Annotated in this window: 22 protein-coding genes; 16 read left to right on the forward strand and 6 right to left on the reverse strand. The window is 63.7% G+C overall.

Translation table 11 applies throughout. From position 1 onward, the window contains the following. Window positions 1-197 precede the first annotated feature (197 nt). The 4 genes from BLR63_RS05630 (at window position 198) to BLR63_RS05645 (ending at window position 5,231) form a co-directional block, all read left to right on the forward strand. Entirely contained in the window at window positions 198-632 is a 435-nt protein-coding gene (locus BLR63_RS05630) for a GNAT family N-acetyltransferase (protein ID WP_010564575.1), read from the forward strand. A gap of 286 nt (window positions 633-918) precedes the next feature. Then, the gene (locus BLR63_RS05635; protein WP_010564576.1) at window positions 919-2,502 is read left to right on the forward strand and encodes a ShlB/FhaC/HecB family hemolysin secretion/activation protein; all 1,584 of its coding nucleotides are present in this window, start codon (window positions 919-921) and stop codon (window positions 2,500-2,502) included. A gap of 7 nt (window positions 2,503-2,509) precedes the next feature. Continuing rightward, entirely contained in the window at window positions 2,510-4,309 is a 1,800-nt protein-coding gene (locus BLR63_RS05640) for a two-partner secretion domain-containing protein (protein ID WP_010564577.1), read from the forward strand. A 10-nt stretch (window positions 4,310-4,319) separates the two neighbouring features. Then, window positions 4,320-5,231, forward strand: a complete 912-nt coding sequence (locus BLR63_RS05645; RefSeq protein WP_167359820.1) for a FecR domain-containing protein — start codon at window positions 4,320-4,322, stop codon at window positions 5,229-5,231. 20 nt (window positions 5,232-5,251) lie between these two features. On the opposite strand, the gene BLR63_RS05650 is transcribed toward BLR63_RS05645, so the two are convergent. Both BLR63_RS05650 and BLR63_RS05655 read right to left on the reverse strand, forming a co-directional pair. Beyond that, window positions 5,252-5,719: a copper chaperone PCu(A)C gene (locus tag BLR63_RS05650; RefSeq protein ID WP_010564579.1), complete on the reverse strand. Its 468-nt coding sequence runs from the start codon at window positions 5,717-5,719 to the stop codon at window positions 5,252-5,254. Then, window positions 5,719-6,324, reverse strand: coding sequence for an SCO family protein (locus BLR63_RS05655; protein WP_010564580.1), 606 nt, complete (start codon window positions 6,322-6,324; stop codon window positions 5,719-5,721). Before BLR63_RS05655 ends, BLR63_RS05650 begins: the two co-directional genes overlap by 1 nt. 630 nt (window positions 6,325-6,954) lie before the next feature. On the opposite strand from BLR63_RS05655, the gene BLR63_RS05660 reads away from it, so the two are divergent. The 4 genes from BLR63_RS05660 to hemN all read left to right on the forward strand — a co-directional run bounded on the left by BLR63_RS05660 (window position 6,955) and on the right by hemN (window position 11,596). Continuing rightward, complete coding sequence (locus BLR63_RS05660; protein WP_010564581.1) at window positions 6,955-8,271, forward strand: OprD family porin; 1,317 nt, start codon at window positions 6,955-6,957, stop codon at window positions 8,269-8,271. Between the two features lie 99 nt (window positions 8,272-8,370). After that, the gene (locus tag BLR63_RS05665; RefSeq protein ID WP_010564582.1) at window positions 8,371-8,814 is read left to right on the forward strand and encodes a membrane protein; all 444 of its coding nucleotides are present in this window, start codon (window positions 8,371-8,373) and stop codon (window positions 8,812-8,814) included. 90 nt (window positions 8,815-8,904) lie between these two features. Further along, window positions 8,905-10,224, forward strand: a complete 1,320-nt coding sequence (locus BLR63_RS05670; protein WP_010564583.1) for an oxygen-independent coproporphyrinogen III oxidase — start codon at window positions 8,905-8,907, stop codon at window positions 10,222-10,224. After that, complete coding sequence (gene hemN, locus BLR63_RS05675) at window positions 10,211-11,596, forward strand: oxygen-independent coproporphyrinogen III oxidase (protein WP_010564584.1); 1,386 nt, start codon at window positions 10,211-10,213, stop codon at window positions 11,594-11,596. Before BLR63_RS05670 ends, hemN begins: the two co-directional genes overlap by 14 nt. 57 nt (window positions 11,597-11,653) lie before the next feature. Here hemN and BLR63_RS05680 read toward each other — a convergent pair whose 3' ends face one another. Then, window positions 11,654-11,971 carry a c-type cytochrome gene (locus BLR63_RS05680; RefSeq protein ID WP_010564585.1) on the reverse strand — a complete coding sequence of 106 codons (318 nt, stop codon included), beginning with the start codon at window positions 11,969-11,971 and terminating at the stop codon, window positions 11,654-11,656. A 178-nt stretch (window positions 11,972-12,149) separates the two neighbouring features. Here BLR63_RS05680 and BLR63_RS05685 point away from each other — a divergent pair, with 178 nt between their 5' ends. The 6 genes from BLR63_RS05685 (at window position 12,150) to BLR63_RS05710 (ending at window position 17,717) form a co-directional block, all read left to right on the forward strand. Further along, entirely contained in the window at window positions 12,150-12,929 is a 780-nt protein-coding gene (locus BLR63_RS05685) for a CbbQ/NirQ/NorQ/GpvN family protein (protein ID WP_010564586.1), read from the forward strand. Beyond that, the gene (locus BLR63_RS05690; protein ID WP_042946725.1) at window positions 12,913-13,485 is read left to right on the forward strand and encodes a cytochrome c oxidase subunit 3 family protein; all 573 of its coding nucleotides are present in this window, start codon (window positions 12,913-12,915) and stop codon (window positions 13,483-13,485) included. Before BLR63_RS05685 ends, BLR63_RS05690 begins: the two co-directional genes overlap by 17 nt. A gap of 7 nt (window positions 13,486-13,492) precedes the next feature. Further along, window positions 13,493-13,723, forward strand: coding sequence for a cytochrome C oxidase subunit IV family protein (locus BLR63_RS05695; RefSeq protein WP_010564588.1), 231 nt, complete (start codon window positions 13,493-13,495; stop codon window positions 13,721-13,723). Between the two features lie 232 nt (window positions 13,724-13,955). Then, window positions 13,956-14,396 (forward strand): c-type cytochrome, encoded by a 441-nt coding sequence (locus tag BLR63_RS05700; RefSeq protein WP_010564589.1) that lies wholly within the window; start codon window positions 13,956-13,958, stop codon window positions 14,394-14,396. A gap of 3 nt (window positions 14,397-14,399) precedes the next feature. Then, window positions 14,400-15,821: a cbb3-type cytochrome c oxidase subunit I gene (locus BLR63_RS05705; RefSeq protein ID WP_010564590.1), complete on the forward strand. Its 1,422-nt coding sequence runs from the start codon at window positions 14,400-14,402 to the stop codon at window positions 15,819-15,821. 51 nt (window positions 15,822-15,872) lie between these two features. Then, complete coding sequence (locus BLR63_RS05710) at window positions 15,873-17,717, forward strand: nitric oxide reductase activation protein NorD (RefSeq protein WP_010564591.1); 1,845 nt, start codon at window positions 15,873-15,875, stop codon at window positions 17,715-17,717. On the opposite strand, the gene BLR63_RS05715 is transcribed toward BLR63_RS05710, so the two are convergent. After that, window positions 17,711-17,902 (reverse strand): hypothetical protein, encoded by a 192-nt coding sequence (locus tag BLR63_RS05715; RefSeq protein WP_010564592.1) that lies wholly within the window; start codon window positions 17,900-17,902, stop codon window positions 17,711-17,713. The two genes, BLR63_RS05710 and BLR63_RS05715, sit on opposite strands and share 7 nt — an antisense overlap. Continuing rightward, entirely contained in the window at window positions 17,899-18,615 is a 717-nt protein-coding gene (locus BLR63_RS05720) for a Crp/Fnr family transcriptional regulator (RefSeq protein ID WP_010564593.1), read from the reverse strand. Before BLR63_RS05720 ends, BLR63_RS05715 begins: the two co-directional genes overlap by 4 nt. Before the next feature lie 218 nt (window positions 18,616-18,833). Between BLR63_RS05720 and BLR63_RS05725 the strand changes: the two genes are divergently transcribed. Both BLR63_RS05725 and BLR63_RS05730 read left to right on the forward strand, forming a co-directional pair. Then, window positions 18,834-20,024 (forward strand): NnrS family protein, encoded by a 1,191-nt coding sequence (locus tag BLR63_RS05725; RefSeq protein ID WP_010564594.1) that lies wholly within the window; start codon window positions 18,834-18,836, stop codon window positions 20,022-20,024. 9 nt (window positions 20,025-20,033) lie between these two features. Further along, a complete protein-coding gene (locus BLR63_RS05730; RefSeq protein ID WP_010564595.1) occupies window positions 20,034-20,465 on the forward strand; it encodes a membrane protein in 432 nt (143 codons plus the stop codon). On the opposite strand, the gene BLR63_RS31080 is transcribed toward BLR63_RS05730, so the two are convergent. Next, window positions 20,466-20,660, reverse strand: a complete 195-nt coding sequence (locus BLR63_RS31080) for a hypothetical protein (RefSeq protein ID WP_130926097.1) — start codon at window positions 20,658-20,660, stop codon at window positions 20,466-20,468. Window positions 20,661-20,714 lie beyond the last annotated feature (54 nt).

Genomic DNA, 20,714 nt, shown 5'->3' on the forward strand with positions numbered 1-20,714 from the left:
GGAGGGTGGTGATTAATAAAATATTATTAAGCTGGGAAGTGAGCATAAATATCGGATGCAGCGCGCGCCGGCCAATGTCCACCGAACGCCGCCGATCAAATGTGCGGGCTTGCTCGCGATTTCAATTGCCCAGGCGATAGCGTCATATCTGACTGGCGGTTATCGCGAACCAGCCCGCTCCCACAAGGTTTTGCACCATGCGCACAATCCGCACCATGACCCCCTGCGACTACGATGCCGTCCTCGCCCTGATGCAGGACACTCCCGGTATTTCCCTGCGCGATGCCGACTCCCGCGAGGCCACCGAACGCTATCTGGCGCGCAACCCCGGCCTGAGTTTTGTGGCTGAAGCCGAAGGCCGGTTGATCGGGTGTGTGATGTGCGGCCACGATGGGCGACGCGGTTATCTGCAACATCTGCTGGTGCTGCCGGAGTATCGCCGCCAGGGCATTGCGCGTGCGTTGACGCAACGCTGTCTCGTCGTGCTGGAGCAACTGGGCATCCACAAATGCCACCTCGATGTGTTCAAGACCAACAGCGGCGCCGCCCGCTATTGGCAGGGCCAGGGGTGGACGTTGCGCACGGATATCGACCGTTATTCATTCACCCGGCCGGGGCATGAAAACGCCTGATCAGGCCACTCCAAGGGTAGGAGCGAGCTTGCTCGCGAAAGTCGTCAACGATGACGCGTGTCTTCCGGATGATCGCGGCGTTATCGGGTTTTTCGCGAGCAAGCTCGCTCCTACAGCGGGGGCAACGCGGTTTTTTCGGGATTGAATCGCGAATTCCCGCAAAACAAAGGGGGGCTTTGTATCGAAGTGGCTACGTAATGGCTACACTCCGCGCCGGGGGCCACCCCCTGCTGGCGCTTAACGCAGCGTAAGTCGTTCAACTTTCACGCTGCCCAAGGCCCAATCCATGATCGACCGTTTCATGCTGTTGCTGGTGCCCGCCTCATTGGCGGTGTGCACCTCCTTCGCCGTGGCCGCTGACAGCGACCCGCTGTCGCCACGCTTTGATATCACCCGCTTTGAAGTACGCGGCAACACGCTGTTGCCCGCCAGTGCGCTGGCGCAGAGTGTGGCGCCGTTCGTGGGGCCCCAGCGCGATTTCAGCGATGTGGCCAAGGCCCAGGAGGCGCTCGAAGACGCCTTCCATCGGCACGGCTATCAATTGGTGCGCGTCGACCTGCCTGAGCAGGAACTGAATGGCGGCGTGGTGGTGCTGGACGTGGTGCAGGTACGGATTGGCCAGGTGGCGATCGTCGGCAACCAGCATTTCAGCGCGGCCAATGTGCGCCAGTCGTTGCCGGGCCTGCAAGAAGGCGCCTCGCCTGACCTGGCGGCAGTGTCCAAGAGCCTGAAGCTGGCCAACGAGAACCCGGCCAAGCAGACCGTGATGAAGCTCAAGAGCGGCACCGCCAGCGATACGGTGGACGCCGACCTGCAGGTGAGCGATGAGTCGCCGTGGAACGCCGCGCTCAACATCGATAACAGCGGGTCGAAGGAAACCGGACGGACCTACGTGGGCGCCGTGCTGCAAAACGCCAATATGTTCGGGCGCGACCAGGTGATGAGCCTGCAATACACCACCACCGTGGAAAAGCCCGAGCGGGTCAGCGTCTACGGCCTGGGCTATCACCTGCCGCTGTATGCCCTGGGAGACTCGCTGGACTTTTTCACCAGCTACTCGGACGTCGACAGCGGCACGGTGACGGCGGGTATCTTCGACGTGGCCGTCAGTGGGCGCGGCACGATCTTCGGCACGCGCTACAACCAGAACCTGGCGACGCTGGGCAACTACCAGTCCAAGCTGATCTATGGCGTCGACTACAAGGCCTACAAAAGCAGCCTGGAACTGTTCGATGTGCAACTGGGCAATGACATCACCGTGCACCCGGTCAGCCTGGGTTACCAGGGCACCTGGGTGCGGGTGGACGGCGATGCGAATATCGGCCTGTCGCTGTTGCACAACATTCCCGGCGGCGCCAAGGGTCAGCAGCGCGATTTCGACCTGGCGCGCACCCATGCCCGGGACGACTACACCGCGTTGCGGTTCGCCGCCAGCATCACCCAGAGCCTGCCGGCCGCCTGGCAGTTGCGCGCCGCCTTGAACGGCCAGTACACCAAGGATGCCCTGGTGCCGGGCGAGCAGTTCGGCGCTGGCGGTGCGGCGTCGGTGCGTGGCTTTCGTGAGCGCGAGGTGAGCAACGACTCAGGGGTGGTCGGCAACCTGGAAGCCTACACGCCGCCGCTGTGCCTGGGCGGCAGTTGGCAGTGCCGCGCCCTGGCGTTCTACGACGCCGGCTACCTGACCCGCAACGACGCGCTGCCCGGCGAGTTCGAGCACATCAGTTTGAGCAGCACCGGCCTGGGGGTGCGCCTGATCTACCGACGCAACCTCAACCTGCAAATGGACTACGGCCATGCCTTGCACGCCGAGGCCAGTGAAACCCAGCGCGGCGATGATCGCCTGCACGTCCGTCTCAGCCTGGCCTTTTGAGGGTGCCATGACAATCAAACCAACCTTGATGGCGCTGTCCCTGGCGATGGCCGCCAGTGCGACGGCGGCCCCGGTCAACCCGGTAATCGTCAACGGCCAGGTGACGTTCGCCAGGGATGGCAACGCCCTGACCGTCACCAACAGCCCCAATGCAATCATCAACTGGTCGAGCTTCTCCATCGCCCAGGGCGAGCTGGTGCGCTTTGTGCAACAGAGCGGCAACAGCAACGTGCTCAACCGCGTCACCGGCCAGGACCCCAGCGTGATTCTCGGCACGTTGCAGTCCAACGGCCGGGTGTTCCTGATCAACCCCAACGGCATCGTGTTCGGCGCCGGTTCCCAGATCAATGTCGGCGGCCTGGTGGCGTCGAGCCTGGCGATTTCCAACGCGGACTTTCTCTCGGGCAACCGGCGTTTCGCCGCTGACGGGCCGGCTGGACAGGTCAGCAACCAGGGGGCGATCACCACGCCGTCGGGGGGCCAGGTGTATCTGATCGCGCCGGATGTGAACAACACCGGCATCATCACCACGCCCCAGGGCGAAACGGTGCTGGCGGCGGGGCACTCGGTGCAGTTGGTGGACTCCAGCAACCCCGGCATGCACGTGGTGGTTTCGGCGCAAAAGGACCAGGCGCTGAACCTCGGTACCGTGATCGCCCAGGGCGGCAACATCGGTATCTACGGCGCGTTGGTCAACCAGCGCGGCACGCTGAACGCCAACAGTGCGGTGGTCGGTGCCAACGGCAAAGTGGTGCTCAAATCCAGCGCCACCACCTTGCTCGAAGCCGGCAGCGTCACCACTGCCACGGGCGTCGACTGTGGCGGCGATATCCAGGTGTTGGGCGAGCAGGTCGGCGTGATGGGCAATGCGCGCATCGATGCCAGCGGTCAGCGCGGCGGCGGTCGGGTGCTGGTGGGCGGTGATTACCAGGGCAAGAACCCGGCAGTGCTGAACGCCAGACAAAGCTATGTGAGCCAGGACGCGCGGATTGCCGCCGATGCCCTGGCCAGTGGCGACGGCGGCAAGATCGTCGTGTGGGGCAATGACACCACGCGGGTCTACGGCACGCTGTCGGCACGCGGCGGGGCGGCCTCGGGCAAGGGCGGCCTGGTCGAAACGTCCGGGCATTTCCTGGATGTGGCCGGCGCACGGGTCGACACGCGCGCGGCCAACGGCACGGCCGGTTTCTGGCAGTTGGACCCGGCGAATATCCTGGTCACCTCGTTCCTGTCCGGCCCTTCGGCCACCTTGGGGGATGTGTCGGCGTTCGCCAATGCACCGGGCACAGACAGTGAAATCGACGCCGACCTGCTGTCCAACGCGACCTCCAATGTGTTGCTGCAAGCGACCCACGACATCACGTTCTACACCGGCGTCAACAACACCCAAGCGGGTGTCGGCCTCACGGCCCAGGCGGGCAATGACATTCACGTCAACTCGCTGATCCAGTTCACTGGCGATATCACCCTGGCCGCCAACCATAACGGCGCGGGCACGGCCAGCGGCAGCGGACGGGTGTTTATCGAGGGCCAGCCCACCGCCGGCGGGCGCTTGACGATCACTGACATCGACCGGCCGCTCGTCGAACCCTTGACGCCGCCGGTGCGGATTGAACTGATCACATCAGTGCAAGTGGCATCGAATCAGATCTTTTCCGTGATAAATAACCGGCCCATCAGCCTCGTTCCGGACATCGCCTTCTTGCCAGGGGGCGTAAACGGCTATTTCAAAGACCTCACAAAAGTCGGTTCCAATACTTCAGTCGGTAAAGAAAATGCATCCGTTAAAAAAGCCTACTGCAACTAACGCGCTGCTGTTGATGACACTGTTGGGTGCGGCGACCTGGGTCCAGGCCGCGCCAGTGGCCGGTACCGTGATTCATCTGAGCGGGCCGTTGTTCGTCAAGAAGCTCGACGGCAGCATGCGCGTGCTGGGCGAGCAGTCGGGGGTGGAAGTCGGCGACACGTTATCGACCCAGGGCAAGGGCTATGCGCAAGTGCGCCTGCGCGACGACAGCCTGTTGACGTTGCAGCCGGGGACCGTGCTGAGCGTGGATACGTTTGCCTACGATGCGGCTTTGCCAGCTGCCGATGCGCTGGTGTTCACCCTGAAGCACGGCGGGTTGCGCTCCGACGGCGGGTTGCTGGGCAAGCGCAGCCAGGATCGCTCGACGTTGATCACGCCCAATGGCCGTATCGGCCTGCAATCGGCCAGCGTAGTGGTGTATTACCAGCCGGCGGCGGTCGTGGCGACGCGCGCGTCATCCCGGCTGAAAAGCCTGGCCGTGGGGTTGGCGTCATCGGCCGGACAGGCTGATGCCTCTTACACTGCATTCGTCGCCGCGGTTTCGGCGCGCTATGTCTATCGCCTGGGCAATGTCCTGGCCTCGGCGGAGTCATGGGCGGCGCAAGGCAGCGCTTCGCTTGTGCAGGTGGCGACGGAGTTTGCGTCGGTTTTGCCCGCTCCGCTCGCTCCGTCAAGTCCGCCGCCAGGTTTATTTGTGCAGGTTCTCGACGGTGTGATCAATTTGACTAACGGGGGCGGTACGCAGAGTTTCATGGCCGGCCAGTTCGGATTCACGCCAAGCAACATGACGCCTCCAGTGTTGGTACCGAAGAACCCCGGCATTTCGTTCACCCTGCCTACTACATTCTTGCTGCCTAGTGGGGCGCCGGACGCTACCAGACAGGTCAGCGTACCGGCCGCCGTCGATTGCCAGGTGCGCTGAGCCAGGCCCCGGCGGGCCTGTCAATGCATCTTGCCGTGGTCCATGCCATCCATTCCACGGGCAGGCGCCTTGACCTCGACGGTCTGCTTCTGGCCCTTGGCATTTTCCACGGTCAGGGTCAGCGGCACCTGGTCGCCTTCCTTGATCTGGCCGGTCAGGCCCATCAGCATCACGTGATAGCCGTTGGGGTCGAGCTTGACGGCCTGGCCTGCGGGCAGGGCCACCGAGTCCACCGGGCCCATGCGCATCACGTCGTCCTTCATGCTCATTTCATGGATCTGCACGTCCTTGGCCACAGGCGACACGACGCTGAGCAACTTGCTGTCGCTGTCGGCGGTCAGGGTCATGAATGCACCGCTGGACGGCTGGCCCGGCACGGTGGCGCGTACCCAGGGGTCGGTCACCAGCACCTGGGCGCTGGCGTGGGCGGCCAGGCCCAGCAGGGTGAGGCCGAAGGTGAGGCGTTTGAGGTGTTGAACGGCAGTCATTAGCAGACCTCCATGACGGTGAGCAGGTCTTCTGCGCACTCTTTAGCGGTAAGGGATGCCTGCAGGCCCAGGCGCAGGTTGCCGCGGGTGTCGAAGACGAAACTGGTGGCGGTGTGGGACAGGGTGTAGGTATCGCCGGCGGGGACCTTTTCATAAAAGATCCCGAACTCCTTGGCGGCCACGGCGATTTCTTCCGGGGTGCCATACAGCGCTTCGAAGCTGGGGTCGAAGGCTTTGACATACCTGTTGAGGATCTCCGGCGTGTCGCGTTCCGGGTCGAGGGTGATGAAGATCACCTGCATGATCTCGCCGTCGCGGCCCATCAGCTTCTTGGCTTGAGCGGCGCGGGCGAGGGTGGTCGGGCACACGGCCGGGCACTGGGTGAAGCCGAAGAACACCACCGGCATCAGGCCACGGTAGGAACTGAGGGTGACGGTGTCGCCCTCGGTGTTCTTGAGCTTGAAGGTACGGCCCATGATCTTGTCGCTCAGGTCCTTGCCGTACTTGAAGTTCAGCCTGGGGCTGTTGTCACAACCGGCCAGCAGGCCCAGACCCAGCAGGCCCATGCCCGTCAGGACCTTGCGGCGGGTGAATAACGTACTCATCGACTGTGCATCCTGTGAAGCGCCTGCCTTGCTCTGGATCTATACGTCAGGCTTTGAAAAGGAGTAAGTGCGGAGGGCGCCAAGTCTACCAACCCTGCCCAGTCGGCGTAATCTGTGACGTTCTGCCACAGGGGGCCTGCCGCATTTCATCGCGTGGCGCCGCTGACGCTGTGAAATCCAACCTTGCTGCCCGTTCGCCGCTCGCCCGCAGCCTGTGCCGCAGCTTGGCTCCCGTGGGGTGTGAGCCTCGGCCAGCGGCTCGATGGGTGGGCCGGCGCGGGCTGTCCGGTGGGCGACAAGCCGGCGCGATTTTCCGACAAAAGGATTGAATGGCCGCTGTTTTGGCAACATCTGGAACTACTTTGCTTGCCCGATGTGCAGCGCGTCGACCGTCGCCGGCGAGTTCCTGATCCAAGGTTCGACGCAGGGTGTCGATGCCCTGGAAACCCCGCGCTAGAGCTGGATTGTTACGTAAATTGAAAAGGTGATTGGCAATTTCGGTGGCTATATCTCGGCCGTCCAACGCTATACCGTGCGCGGTCCCGTCAAATACTGCAGCACCACCCCCGCGACAAATAAAAACTGAGCTGGGCTGTGACGGGATCGCCTCAATCACTTTTTGGAGCCTTCATGAATCACACCACTCGCCTGGCCCTGGCCGTTTCCCTGGGGGCTGCGCAGCAAGCTGTCGCCTCCGGTTTTATCGACGACAGCAAAGCCAGCCTCGACCTGCGAAATTTCTACTACAACCAGGACACCCGTAACGCCAAGGCACCCACCGACAAAGAGTGGGGCCAGGCGTTCATGTTCAACTACCAGTCCGGTTTCACCGAGGGCACGGTGGGCCTGGGCGTGGACGTGCAGCAATGGTACGGCCTGCGCCTGGATGCCTCGGGGCGCTCGGGCAAGAAAGGCGAAGACATTACTCCCGGCAGCGTCTTCCCGCTGGACGACGGCAAAGCCGCCCAGGACTTCAGCAAGACCGGCGTCACCGGCAAGATGCGCATCGCCCAGACCCAACTGAAAGTCGGCAGCATGATGCCCAAGCTGCCGGTGCTGACCACCGAAGACGGGCGCCTGCTGCCCCAGACCTTCCGCGGCTATCAAGTGGATTCCAAGGACTTCAAGGACTTCAACCTGGTCGCCGGCAAAATCGAACAGGTGCTGGATCGTAACTCCAGCAACGGCCAGGGCATGTCGATCGCCGGCGCCAATGACCCGATCAAGGGCAAGGACAGCAACCAGTTCTACTACGGCGGGGTGGATTACACCGTCAGCAAGCAACTGCAACTGCAGTACTACTACGCCAACCTGGAGAACTTCTACCAGCAGCACTTCCTGGGCCTGGTGCACAACTGGCAGTTGCCGGTGGGGCAGCTCAAAAGTGACCTGCGCTATTTCTACAGCACATCTGATGGCAAGAACGGCAGCGCTTCGGGGCGTCAAGAAGGCTATGTGAGCGCGGGCTACTATGCGCCGGGCGTCAACACCGGCAAGGTCGACAACCGCCTGTGGAGCGCCATGTTCACCTACAGCCTGAGCGGGCATTCGCTTGGTCTCGGCTACCAGAAGACCACCGGCGAAAGCGACTTTCCCCATATCAACCAGGGCCAGGGCCGTTCGCTGTACCTGATCACCAACTCCCAATCGCTGAAGTTCGTGAATGCCGGCGAACAGGCCACGGTCGGCACCTATGCCTATGACTTCGCCAGCCTGGGCATACCGGGCCTGCGCTCCAGCGTGACCTATATCCACGGCACCCATATCCAAACCGCAACCCGCGATAACAGCGAATGGGAACGCGACATCCGCCTGGACTACGTGATCCCCACCGGCACCTTAAAAGGCCTGGGCTTTACCTGGCGCGGTGCGGTGATGCGCGGTAACGACACGGCCGACAAGGATGAGACGCGCCTGATCGTCAGCTACAGCGTCCCGCTGATGTAAGTCGCGGGCGGGGCCGCAACGCTTGATCGGTATCAAGGCCACCTCCTGCGCCCACGCGCACACTGGGCGCCCCACGGCCGATCCCCCTGCGAGGCGATCATGCTCTACCTTCTGTTGCTCTTGACCCACCTGTTCGCCGCGCTGATTTTTATCGGCACGGTGTTTTTCGAGGTGCTGATCCTGGGCAGCCTGCACCGGCAATTGCCGGCGCGGGTGATGGTGCTGGTGGAGCAGGGGGTTGGCCTGCGGGCGCGAGCGTTGATGCCGTGGGTGTTGCTGGCGCTGTTCGGCGCCGGCCTCGGCATGGTCTGGCTGCGCTACCTGCCGGTGCTGGCGGCTCCCCTGGCGTCCTCGTTCGGCACATTGCTCAGCCTCAAGCTGGCCCTGGCCGCCAGTGTGCTCCTGCACTTTCTGGTGACCATGGCGCGGATGCGTTGGGGCAGCGTCAGCGCACGCTATATCCGTTGGGTTCACCTGAGCCTGTTCGCGCATATGGTCGCCATCGTGCTGCTGGCCAAGGGCATGTTTTATCTGAGCTGGTAGCAGTACGACCTCTGGGCCTTGATGCATATCAAGGTGAGTGGCCAGGTCGCACCGGACAATGGCGCACAGTCACCCGCTCCGGAGTCCGTCATGCGCAGCCCGATTCACCCCACCCGCTTTCGCCAGGACCAGGGCGTGTTGGACCTGGCCTGCCAGATGGACACCCGTCGCTTCCATGCCGGGGTCGGCAGCCTGGACCTGTTGCGTGCCTTGCGCGACAGTCGCCAGCGTCAACGCCCGCTGGCGTTGAACCTGCACTGGCCGGCGAGCGACCCCGAGGGCGACTACCTGCACAGCGTGACCCAGGAAATCCAACTGATCGGCTGCCAGCTCGGCGCCCGCCAGCCGGTCGATCACTTTCACCTGCGCGGCACGCCACCGGCATTGGCGCAGTTGCAGCCGTTGATGGCGCACCTGCGCGGGCGCTTCAATTTCCTCGACCGTGACCGGGGCGACTACTGCATCGACCTCGACCCTTGGCACATCGATTGGGCCACCATGGGTTCGCTGCGTGATCAGGGCTTCAACCACGCCAGCATCGGCGTTCCGGATACCGGCAGCGACGGTTCGTCGTCCCAGGCCCGCTATCAGGACCCGGCGCCCATCGAATCCCTGGTCGATGCCGCCCGCACTTTCGGGTTTCGCTCGGTGAGCATCGACCTCGGCTATGGCCATGCCTGGCAGACCCCGGCCAGCTTCGAACTGAAACTGGCCAGCCTGATCACCCTGGAACCCGACCGCCTGCACCTGTTCGATTACGCCCAGGCACCGGCCCGCTATCAAGGCCGGTCGTCCCAGGCCTTCAGCGGTGCAGCGGATAAAAACGCCATGCGCCGCTGCGGCTTCGAGTCCCTGACGGCGGCGGGTTACCACTACATCGGCCTCGGCCAGTTCGTGCGCGCCGACGATGACCTCAAACAGGCCCAGGAGCGTGGGCGCCTGAGCCGTAATTGCGAGGGTTTCACTCTGCATGGGCATTGCGACCACATCGGCCTGGGCCTGGGCGCCATCAGCCAGATCGACGCGCTGTGCACCCGCAACACCCAGGATGCGCGCCAGTACCGCGAACAGCTGGCCAGCGGTCAACTCGCCACCCATAGCGGCTGGTTTCGCCAGACCGCCGACCCGGTGCGCCTGCACGTGGCCGAGCGCCTGGCCTGCGATCTGGAGCTGGATATCCCGGCGGTGGAGCGTCGCTACGGCCTGGTGTTCAGGCGCTATTTCGCCAGCCTCTGGCCGCTGCTGGTCGCCTTGCACCGCGACGGTCTGATCGAGTTGTCGCCGAGCTTCATCTGGTTGCTGCCGGCCGGGCTACCGCACGTGGATGGCATCTGTGCGTTGTTCGAACGCGCGGTGCTCGCCACCCCGGTCAGTGCCAATGACGAGGTGATCGACCATGACGGCGTTTGAATTCGACCGCGCCCTGGTGCACAAATACGACCGCCCTGGGCCGCGCTATACCTCGTACCCCACGGCGCCGCAATTCCACAGCGAATTCGCCCTGGATGACTATCACCAGGCGGTCCGCGCCAGCCATCTGGAAACGGCGCCCAAGGCGTTGTCGGTGTACATCCATATCCCGTTTTGCCAGAGCCTTTGCTACTACTGCGGTTGCCACAAGATCATCACGCGCAAGACCCACCGCGCCGTGGAGTACATGGGCTACCTCAAGCGCGAGATCCAGATGCAGGGCGCATTGTTCGAGCGTTCCCGCTGCTTGACCCAGTTGCATCTGGGCGGCGGTACGCCGACCTACCTGGACGACGCGCAACTGGCCGAGCTGATGGCGTGCCTGGCACAGCACTTCACCCTCGACACCAGCGACAACCATGAGTTTTCCATCGAGGTGGACCCGCGCACTATCAGCGTCGAGCGGATCGAGACCCTGCGTCGCCTGGGCTTCAATCGCTTGAGCTTCGGCGTGCAGGACTTCGACCCCGACGTGCAGGCTGCGGTCAATCGCCTGCAAAGCGAAGCGCAGATCCTGCAACTGGTGGCGGCGGCCCGCGAGGCGCGGTTCAAGTCGATCAGTGTCGACCTGATCTACGGCCTGCCGCTGCAAACCGTGGCCAGTTTCGATGTGACCCTGGGCAAACTGATCGCCCTGCGCCCCGACCGGGTGGCAGCCTACAGCTATGCGCACCTGCCGAGCCAGATCCGCGCCCAGCGCATGATCCGTCCCGAAGACATGCCACCGCCGGCGCGCAAGCTGGAGCTGCTGGAACTGACCATCCGCCGTCTCACCGAGGCCGGTTATGTCTATATCGGCATGGACCATTTCGCCTTGCCCGACGATGAACTGGCCCTGGCCCGCGCCAATGGCAGCCTGCAACGTAACTTCCAGGGCTACTCCACCCATGCCGACTGCGACCTGATCGGCCTGGGCGTGTCGGCCATTGGCAAGGTGGGCGACAGCTACAGCCAGAGCGTCAAGGAACTGTCCCAGTACTACGCCCGACTTGACGCGGGGATGCTGCCGGTGCAGCGCGGTTATCGGCTCAATGCCGATGATGTGCTGCGTCGCGAGGTGATCAACGGCCTGATGTGCGAAGGACGGGTTGATTTCGCCCAGGTCGAGGCGGCCCATGGCATTCGCTTCAACGACTATTTCGCCGAGGCCTTGACGCAGTTGGATGAGCATGTGGCGGACGGGTTATTGCAGGTCCAGGACGATGGACTGCAACTGCTGCCCAAGGGGCAGTTGATGGTGCGCAGCGTGGCCATGGCCTTTGATGCCTACCTGGGTGGCGCGCAGAAAGGTCAGTTCTCGCGCACGGTGTGACCTGAGTGCTGTTGGGGTGAGCAGGGCTGCACCGCGTCGGACGGCGCAGCCTGGTGCTTATCTCTTCAAGGTCAGGACCCACTCGGCCAATACCTTGGCTTCGTCTTCTGTCACCTGGTTCGGCGGCATTGGTGTCGGCCCCCAGTTGCCCTGGGTGCCGTTCTTGATGTGGCTGGCCAAGGTGGTAGCGGCGTCTTTCACGCCGGCATTCTTCGCCGCGACGTCTTTCAGGGCCGGGCCCACCAGTTTGCTGTCGAGGGTGTGGCAACCGACGCAAGGCTTGCTGTTGAACAGCGCCGCGCCGTCTTGCGCCAGGGCCGGTTGCAGGGCGAGTGTGGCGCTGCAGGCCAACAGTGCGAGAAGCATATTTTTCATGGGGTACCTCTTAGGGATGGGGCTCGATAGCTGTCGTGCCACGGGTTCTCAGTGCCCGGCAAGCCTATGGTGTCGTGCGGCAATACGCGCTTGACGGCGATCAAGTTCACCGCAAAGCACGCTTGCCAGCCTGTCGCAGGGCGCCTTAGCGTGGGCGCCGAACCCGTTGTGAGGACGCATGATGAGCGAGCCCTTCTACCAACCGCTGGATAACGAACAGCCGCTGTTCGAACACGCCTGGCGCCACCGCATGCCGGTGCTGATCAAGGGCCCGACCGGCTGTGGCAAGACGCGCTTCGTGCAGCACATGGCGCACCGTTTGAACCTGCCGCTGTACACCGTGGCCTGCCACGACGATTTGAGCGCCGCAGACCTGCTTGGCCGGCACCTGATCGGCGCCGAAGGCACCTGGTGGCAGGACGGCCCGTTGACCCGCGCGGTGCGCGAAGGTGGAATCTGCTACCTCGACGAAGTGGTCGAAGCCCGCCAGGACACCGCCGTGGTGCTGCACCCGATTGCCGATGAACGCCGCGAGCTGTTTCTGGAGCGCACCGGCGAAGTGCTCAAGGCGCCGCCGTCGTTCATGCTGGTGGTGTCGTACAACCCCGGCTACCAGAACCTGCTCAAAGGCATGAAGCCCAGCACCCGCCAGCGCTTCGTGGCGATGCGTTTCGGTTACCCGCCGGTGGCCGACGAGGAGCGCATCGTGGCCCGCGAAGCCGGGGTCGACAGTGCCTTGGCCGCGCAGATCGTGCGCCTGGGTCACGCGCTGCGCCGGCTCGATCAGCACGATCTGGAGGAAGTCGCTTCCACGCGCCTGTTGATCTTTACCGCACGCCTGATCGGCGCCGGCATGAGCCCGCGCCAAGCCTGCCTGGCGTGCCTGGCCGAACCGCTGAGCGACGATCCGCACACCGTGTCCGCCTTGATGGACATCGTGGATGTGCACTTTGCCTGAAGCCCGGCGCCTGCCGGGCGACTTGGCGATGTGGTTTTTCATCCTCGCCGAACTGTCCGTGTTCGCCCTCCTGATCCTCGCATTTGCCGTGGCCCAGGTGCTCAAGCCTGAGGTGTTCGCCACGGGGCGCGCGCAACTGGATACCTCGACCGGGTTGGCGATGACCCTGAGCCTGTTGACAGCCGGCTGGCTGGCGGCGTGGGCCGTGCACCAGGTGCGCCAGGGGTTCTCGCGCCGGGGCGCGGTCTTGTTGTATGGCGCGTTGCTGGTGGCGCTGGTGTATGTGGCGATCAAACTCGGCGAGTACGCCCATCTGGCCGGTGCAGGACTTGGGTTGGAGCACGGCACCTTCTTCACCCTGTACTGGATTCTGACCGGGTTTCACTTTTTGCATGTGCTGCTGGGCATGCTGATCCTGGGGTGGGTGGCGGGGCGCTGCTGGCAGCGGGCTTACCGCGTGCCGCACTTGAGCGGGCTGGAATCCGGCGTGCTGTATTGGCACATGATCGACCTGGTGTGGGTGGTGCTGTTTCCGTTGGTCTATGTGATTGGCTGAGGTGGGTATGACGGTTTCCCGAGCGCTGCTGCTGTGTTGGGCGCTGCTGGTGGCGCTGAGCATCGGCACCGTCCTCACCGGCGCGGCCGGCCTTTGGCTGGTGGTGCTGTTGCTGGCGGTGGCCAAGGGCTGGGTGATTGCCGACGGGTTCATGGAACTGCGGCATGCGCCAAAGCTATGGCGTGCCGCGATGCTCGGCTGGACGGTCGTCATCGTCGGCTTGATCGCCATCCTGTAGGAGCTGGCTTGCCAGCGAAAAACCCCCAGGCGCCGCGTTCATCCTGATTTCCCACGTCATCGTTAACGACCTTCGCTGGCAAGCCAGTTCCTACAAATGAATGCGTAGGCCTGGGCGTCCTGTAGGCGGATGGAATACCCGACTAAAACCATCAACATTTCTTGATCGCCATCAAGCGGTTTTCACCCCCCACCTCCCTATCATCACCTGGTCAAGCCACGAGGAAGCGACCATGTCTGAGACCTTCACCAAGGGCATGGCCAGGAATATCTACTTCGGAGGAAGCGTGTTCTTCTTCCTGATTTTCCTGGCCCTGACCTATCACACCGAACAAACCTTTCCCGTCCGCAGCAACGCCGACCAACTCACTGAATCTGTCGTGCGCGGCAAAGGCGTCTGGGAGCGCAATAACTGTGTGGGCTGCCACACGTTGCTGGGCGAGGGGGCTTATTTTGCGCCGGAGCTGGGCAATGTGTTCAAACGCCGGGGCGGTGACGAAGGGTTCAAGCCGTTCCTGCATGCCTGGATGAAGATGCAACCGTTGGGCGTGCCCGGACGACGGGCCATGCCGCAATTCAACCTCAGCGACCAGGAGGTGGACGATATGGCCGAGTTTCTCAAATGGAGCTCGAAGATCGATACCAATAACTGGCCACCGAACAAGGAGGGCTGAGTCATGCGCAGTGCCAACCCCTATTTGAAATTCCAATCCCAGGCCGTGGCCAAACCCTACTTTGTGTTCGCCCTGATCCTGTTTCTCGGTCAGGTGCTGTTCGGGTTGATCATGGGCCTGCAATACGTGGTCGGTGACTTTCTGTTCCCGTTGATCCCCTTCAACGTGGCGCGGATGGTCCATACCAACCTGTTGATCGTCTGGCTGCTGTTCGGCTTTATGGGCGCCGCCTACTACCTGGTGCCCGAGGAGGCCGACCGCGAGCTGCACAGCCCCAAACTGGCGATTGTGCTGTTCTGGGTGTTCGCCGCCGCGGGGGTGTTGACCATCCTCGGCTACCTGCTGGTGCCGTATGCGGCGCTGGCCAGACTGACCCACAACGAATTGCTGCCGACCATGGGCCGCGAGTTCCTGGAGCAACCGACCATCACCAAAATGGGCATCGTCGTGGTGTGCCTGGGCTTTCTCTACAACATCGGCATGACCCTGCTCAAAGGCCGCAAGACCACGGTCAGCATGGTGATGATGACCGGGCTGATCGGTCTGGCGGTGTTCTTCCTGTTCTCCTTCTACAACCCCGGCAACCTCGCGCGCGACAAGTTCTACTGGTGGTGGGTGGTGCATCTTTGGGTGGAAGGCGTGTGGGAACTGATCATGGGGTCGATGCTGGCCTTCGTGCTGATCAAAGTCACCGGCGTCGACCGCGAAGTGGTGGAGAAATGGCTGTACGTGATCATCGCCATGGCATTGATCACCGGGATTATCGGCACCGGTCACCACTTCTTCTGGATCGGTGCGCCGCAGGTATGGCTGTGGGTCGGTTCGATCTTCTCGGCCCTGGAGCCGCTGCCGTTCCTGGCCATGGTGGTATTCGCCTTTACCATGGTCAAACAACGCCGCCGCCAGCACCCCAATCGGGCGGCCACGTTGTGGGCCAAGGGCACCACGGTCACGGCGTTTTTCGGCGCCGGGGTCTGGGGGTTCCTGCACACCCTGGCACCGGTCAACTTCTACACCCACGGCACCCAACTCACCGCGGCCCACGGCCACCTGGCCTTCTTCGGCGCCTACGCGATGATCGTGATGACCTTGATCAGCTACGCCATGCCCCGCTTGCGCGGTCTCGGTGAAGCGCCGGATGAGCGTTCGCAGACCCTGGAAATCTGGGGCTTCTGGATGATGGTGCTGTCCATGGTGATGATCACGCTGTTCCTCACCGCCGCAGGTGCCGTGCAGGTCTGGCTGCAACGCTGGCAGGTGGATGGCGTGGCGCTGCCGTTCATGGCCACGGTGGAGCATTTGCAGGGGCTGTTCTGGGCGCGCCTGGTCAGTGGCGTGGGTTTCCTGCTCGGGTTGCTCTGCTACCTGTACAGCTTCCGGCAACGGCGCGGCCGGGTCGGGGTCGGGGTGCCGATCGTTCACTAACGGTTGTGGGAGGGGTGTACCGGTCAAATACCGAATGTTTGGAGTCTGTCCATGGCCTTTACCCTGGAGCTGGAAGAGTGGGTCGGCAGTGCCTGGCACCGCTTTATCACCCGGCGTGCGAGCGCCGATTTCCCGGCTGCGCGGGTCGAGCTTGTCGACCGCCAGCGCAGCCTGGCCCTGTTGTTTCGCGCCCTGGGCGGGGCCAGCGGGATTTCGCTGGAAGCGGCCAGCGAGCGCGACCTGCTGCTGCGCCGCAACCTCTTGATGCGCATCGCCGGCACCTGCAAGCACGCGCCGCTGGCCTCCTGCGATGGCAACCGCCTGCGCCTGCCGTCGAGCCTGGCGGTGTACCCCACGGCCGCGCTGAACCTGGAGTTGTATCGGTGGCTGACCCTGCTGGCGGCCCACGCCGGCCCCATGACCCACTGGGCCCGCGACAACCAGCGCTGGACCTGGCTGCTGCTGCAACGCTACCCGGTGCTGCTGCCCAGCTACCGGCGCCTGGTGGACGCCCACCTGGCCTTGCGTCCCGACCCGGCCCGCCTCGAGCCCGGCGAAGCCGCCCTGGAAAAAGCCTTGTGCAAGGCCCTGCGCGAACCCGGTAGCGTGCGCCACTTGCCGCGCAGCGAAAGGGCCGCCTGGCCGTTGCCATTGTGGCTGTACCCGGCGCAGCACCTGGACGCGCCCCAGGCCCTGGACCTTGACGACGCGGAGGACGACGACCTGGCCACGCACCCTGGCGAGCAACACGGTGCGCCCAAACGCGCCAGCCGCGTGGACGACCCGACCCGCGACGGCGGCCTGTTGGTGGTGCGCCTGGAAAACCTGTTCAGTTGGACCGAACATGTCGACCTCGATCGCTGGACCGACGACAGCGAAGACCCGGACGCCGCCCGCGTTGCCGAAGACCTGGAGCAGTTGAGCCTGTCGCGCCAGCGCGTGCGCAAGAGCGGCGGCCTCAAGCTGCACCTGGACCTGCCGCCCGCCGACGTCGATGACATCCCCCTCGGCGCCGGTATCAAGTTGCCCGAATGGGATTACCGCCAGCAATGTCTGCAGGAAGGCTTCGTCAACCTGCAACTGATGCAGCCGCGCGCCGATGCGCCGCAACCCTTGCCGGACCGATTGCGCGGCCCGGCCCAGCGTCTGCGTCGGCAGTTCCAGCAGCTGCGCACCGACCGCCAATGGCAGCGCCAGCAACCCCAGGGCGCCGAACTCGACCTGCAAGCCTGGGTGGATTTCCAGGTCCAGCGCCAGGTCGGCGCCTGCACCGAACGCGGCTTGTATCAGGAGCAACGGCACACTCACCGCGACCTGGCGTGCCTGCTGCTGGCGGACGTGTCGATGTCCACCGACGCGCATTTGAACGACAACCAAAAGGTCATCGACGTGATCCGCGACAGCCTGTTGCTGTTCGCTGAAAGCCTGGCTGGGCTGGGGGATGGGTTTGCGTTGTACGGCTTCTCGTCCTTGCGCCGGCATGACGTACGCCTGCAACAGCTCAAGACCTTCGAGCAACCTTATGACGACCGTGCCCGTGGCTGCATCCAGGCGCTCAAACCGGGTTACTACACACGCATGGGCGCCGCGATTCGCCAGGCCACGCGCTTGCTGGGCGCGTGCAAACAGCGGCGCAAGTTGTTGTTGCTACTGACCGATGGCAAGCCCAATGACCTGGATTTGTATGAAGGCCGCTACGGCGTCGAGGACACCCGCCAGGCGGTGGTGGAGGCGCGGCGCCAGGGCCTGATCCCGTTCTGCATCACCATCGACAAACAGGCCGGGGACTACTTGCCGCACATGTTCGGTGCCCATGGCTACACCCTGATCCGCCAGCCGGAACACTTGCCGTTGCGCCTGCCGCAGTTGTATCGGCAGTTGACCGAACGTCAGTAGAAGTCGCGCGGCAACCAGAAGAACAGGGCGATGCAACCCAGCGCCAGGCTCAGGCAGAACCACTGGAAACGCTGCAAGCGCCGCGCTTGCACATTGACGTTGGAGGCGGGCAGGGCCATGCCACAGGCGGTGCACGCCTGGCGCGCATCGGCATGGCGCTGTTGGCAGTACAGGCAGGTCTTCACTCGAACTGCTCCAGGCGCAGGCGATCGAGAATGACAATCTGGCGACCGTCCTGGGTGATGATTTTTTCATCGATCAGGCGCCGGATAATCCGCGAGAACGTCTCCGGCTGGATCGACAAATGCCCGGCGATCAATTGCTTGGCCATGGGCAGCTCGAAACAACTGTCGGTGCTGGACAAGTGCATCAATTGGGTCAGCAGGTAGCGCACCACGCGGTGCGTGGCGTTTTTCAGCGACAGGGTTTCGATCTCGTTGACCCGCTGGTGCAGGCGCACGCACAACTTGCCGAGCAGGGCGAAGGTCAGGCGGCTGTTGCCGCGCAACAGGCGCATGTAGGTGGCGTTGGACACGCGGTACAACTGCGTGGGGCACACCGCTTCGGCGCAGGCCACATAGTTGGGGGTGTCCATCAGCATCATGGCTTCGGCGAAGGTCTGCCGCTCGCTGATCACCTCGAAGACCTTCTCCTGGCCATCGGGGGTCAGCCGGTAGATCTTCACCGCGCCAGCAATCACGAAGTAGAACGCATCGGCAGGTTCGCCCTGGCGGAACAGCGGCTCGCCCTTGTCGATGCTGAGCAACTGACTGCTGGCCATCAACTCGTCGAGTTCCTGCTCGTTCAGCGGCTCGAACAAGTGGTGGCCGCGCAGGATTTGATGGTGCACGCGATGCAAGACCTTGCCTGGTTCCCTGAGTATCAGCGGCGCGTTCACACCAGCACCAGGGACAGGCCGCTGGCGGCTGCCAGCATGGAGCCGAGGATCACAAACCAGGCGAGGGGGACACAGGCGTTTTTCATCATGGCTCCGGGGGACGGTGTGGATACAGGCGCGAGGGTAATCCTTTGGCTTGGATGGCGACTTGATTTAAGACAAGGGCAATCCACACGCATCGGCGCAAGATCGTCGCAGTCCTGAAGGGAGGCCGTGTTATGCAAGTGCTCGATCGACGCAAGGCGATGTCGATTCATCCGTTGTTCCGCCTGGCTTTCCGGCCATTCTTCCTCGGTGCCTGCCTGTTGGCGGCAGTGGCGATCCCCCTGTGGCTGCTGGCCCTTGGCGGTCACGTCGGCGCCTGGCAACCGGCTGGCGGCTGGCTGGCCTGGCACCGCCATGAACTGCTGTTCGGCTTTGGCCTGGCGATCATCGCCGGGTTCCTGCTCACGGCGGTGCAGACCTGGACCGGTCGTCCGGGCATCAGCGGCCACGCCTTGGCGCTGCTCGCCGGACTGTGGCTGGCGGCACGCCTGGGCTGGTTGTTCGACCTGCATTGGCCGCTGCTGGCGGTGCTGGAACTGGCTTTTCCCCTGGCCGTGGCCGGTGTGATGGGCTGGACCTTGTGGCAGGTGCGGCAGAAGCGCAACTACCCGATTGTGCTGGTGCTGGCGTTGCTGGCGGTGGCCGATGCGCTGTCGCTGTATGGCTTGCTGCGCAATGACCTGGGCTTGCAACGCCAGGCGGTGCTGACCGGCCTGTGGCTGGTGGCGGCGATGATGGGCCTGATCGGCGGCCGGGTGATTCCGTTTTTTACCCAGCGTGGTCTGGGCCGGGTCGAGGCGGTCAAGCCCTGGCCGTGGCTGGACCGCCTGTTGCTCGGCGCCTCGATGCTGGTCGCGCTGCTCTATGGGGCGGGGCCGGCGCTTTCGGCCAACCTGTGGATCGGCCTGCTGTTTGCCGGCCTGGGGCTCGGGCACCTGCTGCGCCTGGTGCGCTGGCATGACCTTGGCCTGTGGCGCGTGCCGCTGCTGTGGTCGTTGCACCTGGCGTATGCATGGCTGGCCGTGGCGTGCCTGGGCATGGCGCTGTGGCACTTCGGTGCGCCGCTCAACCCCAGCCTGGCCGTGCATGCGTTGACCATTGGCGCCATGGGCGGCTTGATCCTGGCGATGATCGCCCGCGTCAGCCTGGGTCATACCGGTCGTCCATTGCAGCCGCCGGCGGGGATGACCCTGGCGTTTGTCCTGCTCAACCTCGCGTGTATAAGCCGGGTCGCGCTGGTGCTGTGGTTGCCATTGGCCGCGCTGTGGCTGGCCGGATTGTGCTGGACGCTCGGGCTGGGTCTGTACCTGTGGCGTTATGGCCCGATGCTGTGGCAAGCGCGGGTCGATGGGCATCCGGGTTAGGAGAACGTCATGCTCTATTCATGGCTGTTGATCGTGCATCTGCTGGCGGCGATGGCCTTTATCGGCACGCTGTTTTTCGAAGTAGTGATCTGGCACAGCGCCCGTGAGGAACTGGCCTGGTCGGCGCAATTCACCTCTGACCACGCCATTGCCCGACGCTCGCGCCAAGTGCTGCATGGCGTCGTGGTGCTGCTGTACGGCGCCGGCATCGGCCTGGCCTGGCACTACCGCGCAGTGTTGAGCGTGCCGTGGGGCAGCCGTTTCGCGGCGCTGCTGAGCCTGAAAATCCTGTTGGCGCTGAGCATCATCGGCCACTACCTGTGGCTGGCCTACCTGCTGAGTCACCAGCGCCTGAGCCCCAGGCGAGCGACGTGGATTCGTCGCAGCATCCTGGGGCATATGGTGCTGATCGTGATCCTCGCCAAGTGGATGCTGCGCTGATCAGGCCGCCGGGTTGATCGCGCAGGCAAACAGCAGGTGGTTTTCCAGGTGGATGGGCTCGCGCAGGCCCTGGAGCATTGCACCGGCAACTGGGCTGGGGGTGGATTCGAGCAACCTGCACAAGCTGACGCGACGGTTGGGCCTCAAGTCATGGCGTGCGTCGCCATGCCGCGGGCGAATGTTGATCGTGGTCAAGGGCTAAACGCGTGGCGGTTCCCACACTGTGGCGAACTTTTTCGAGGATCGCGC

Origin of the sequence: Pseudomonas extremaustralis (assembly GCF_900102035.1) — a bacterium.
Taxonomy (GTDB): Bacteria; Pseudomonadota; Gammaproteobacteria; order Pseudomonadales; family Pseudomonadaceae; genus Aquipseudomonas; species Aquipseudomonas extremaustralis.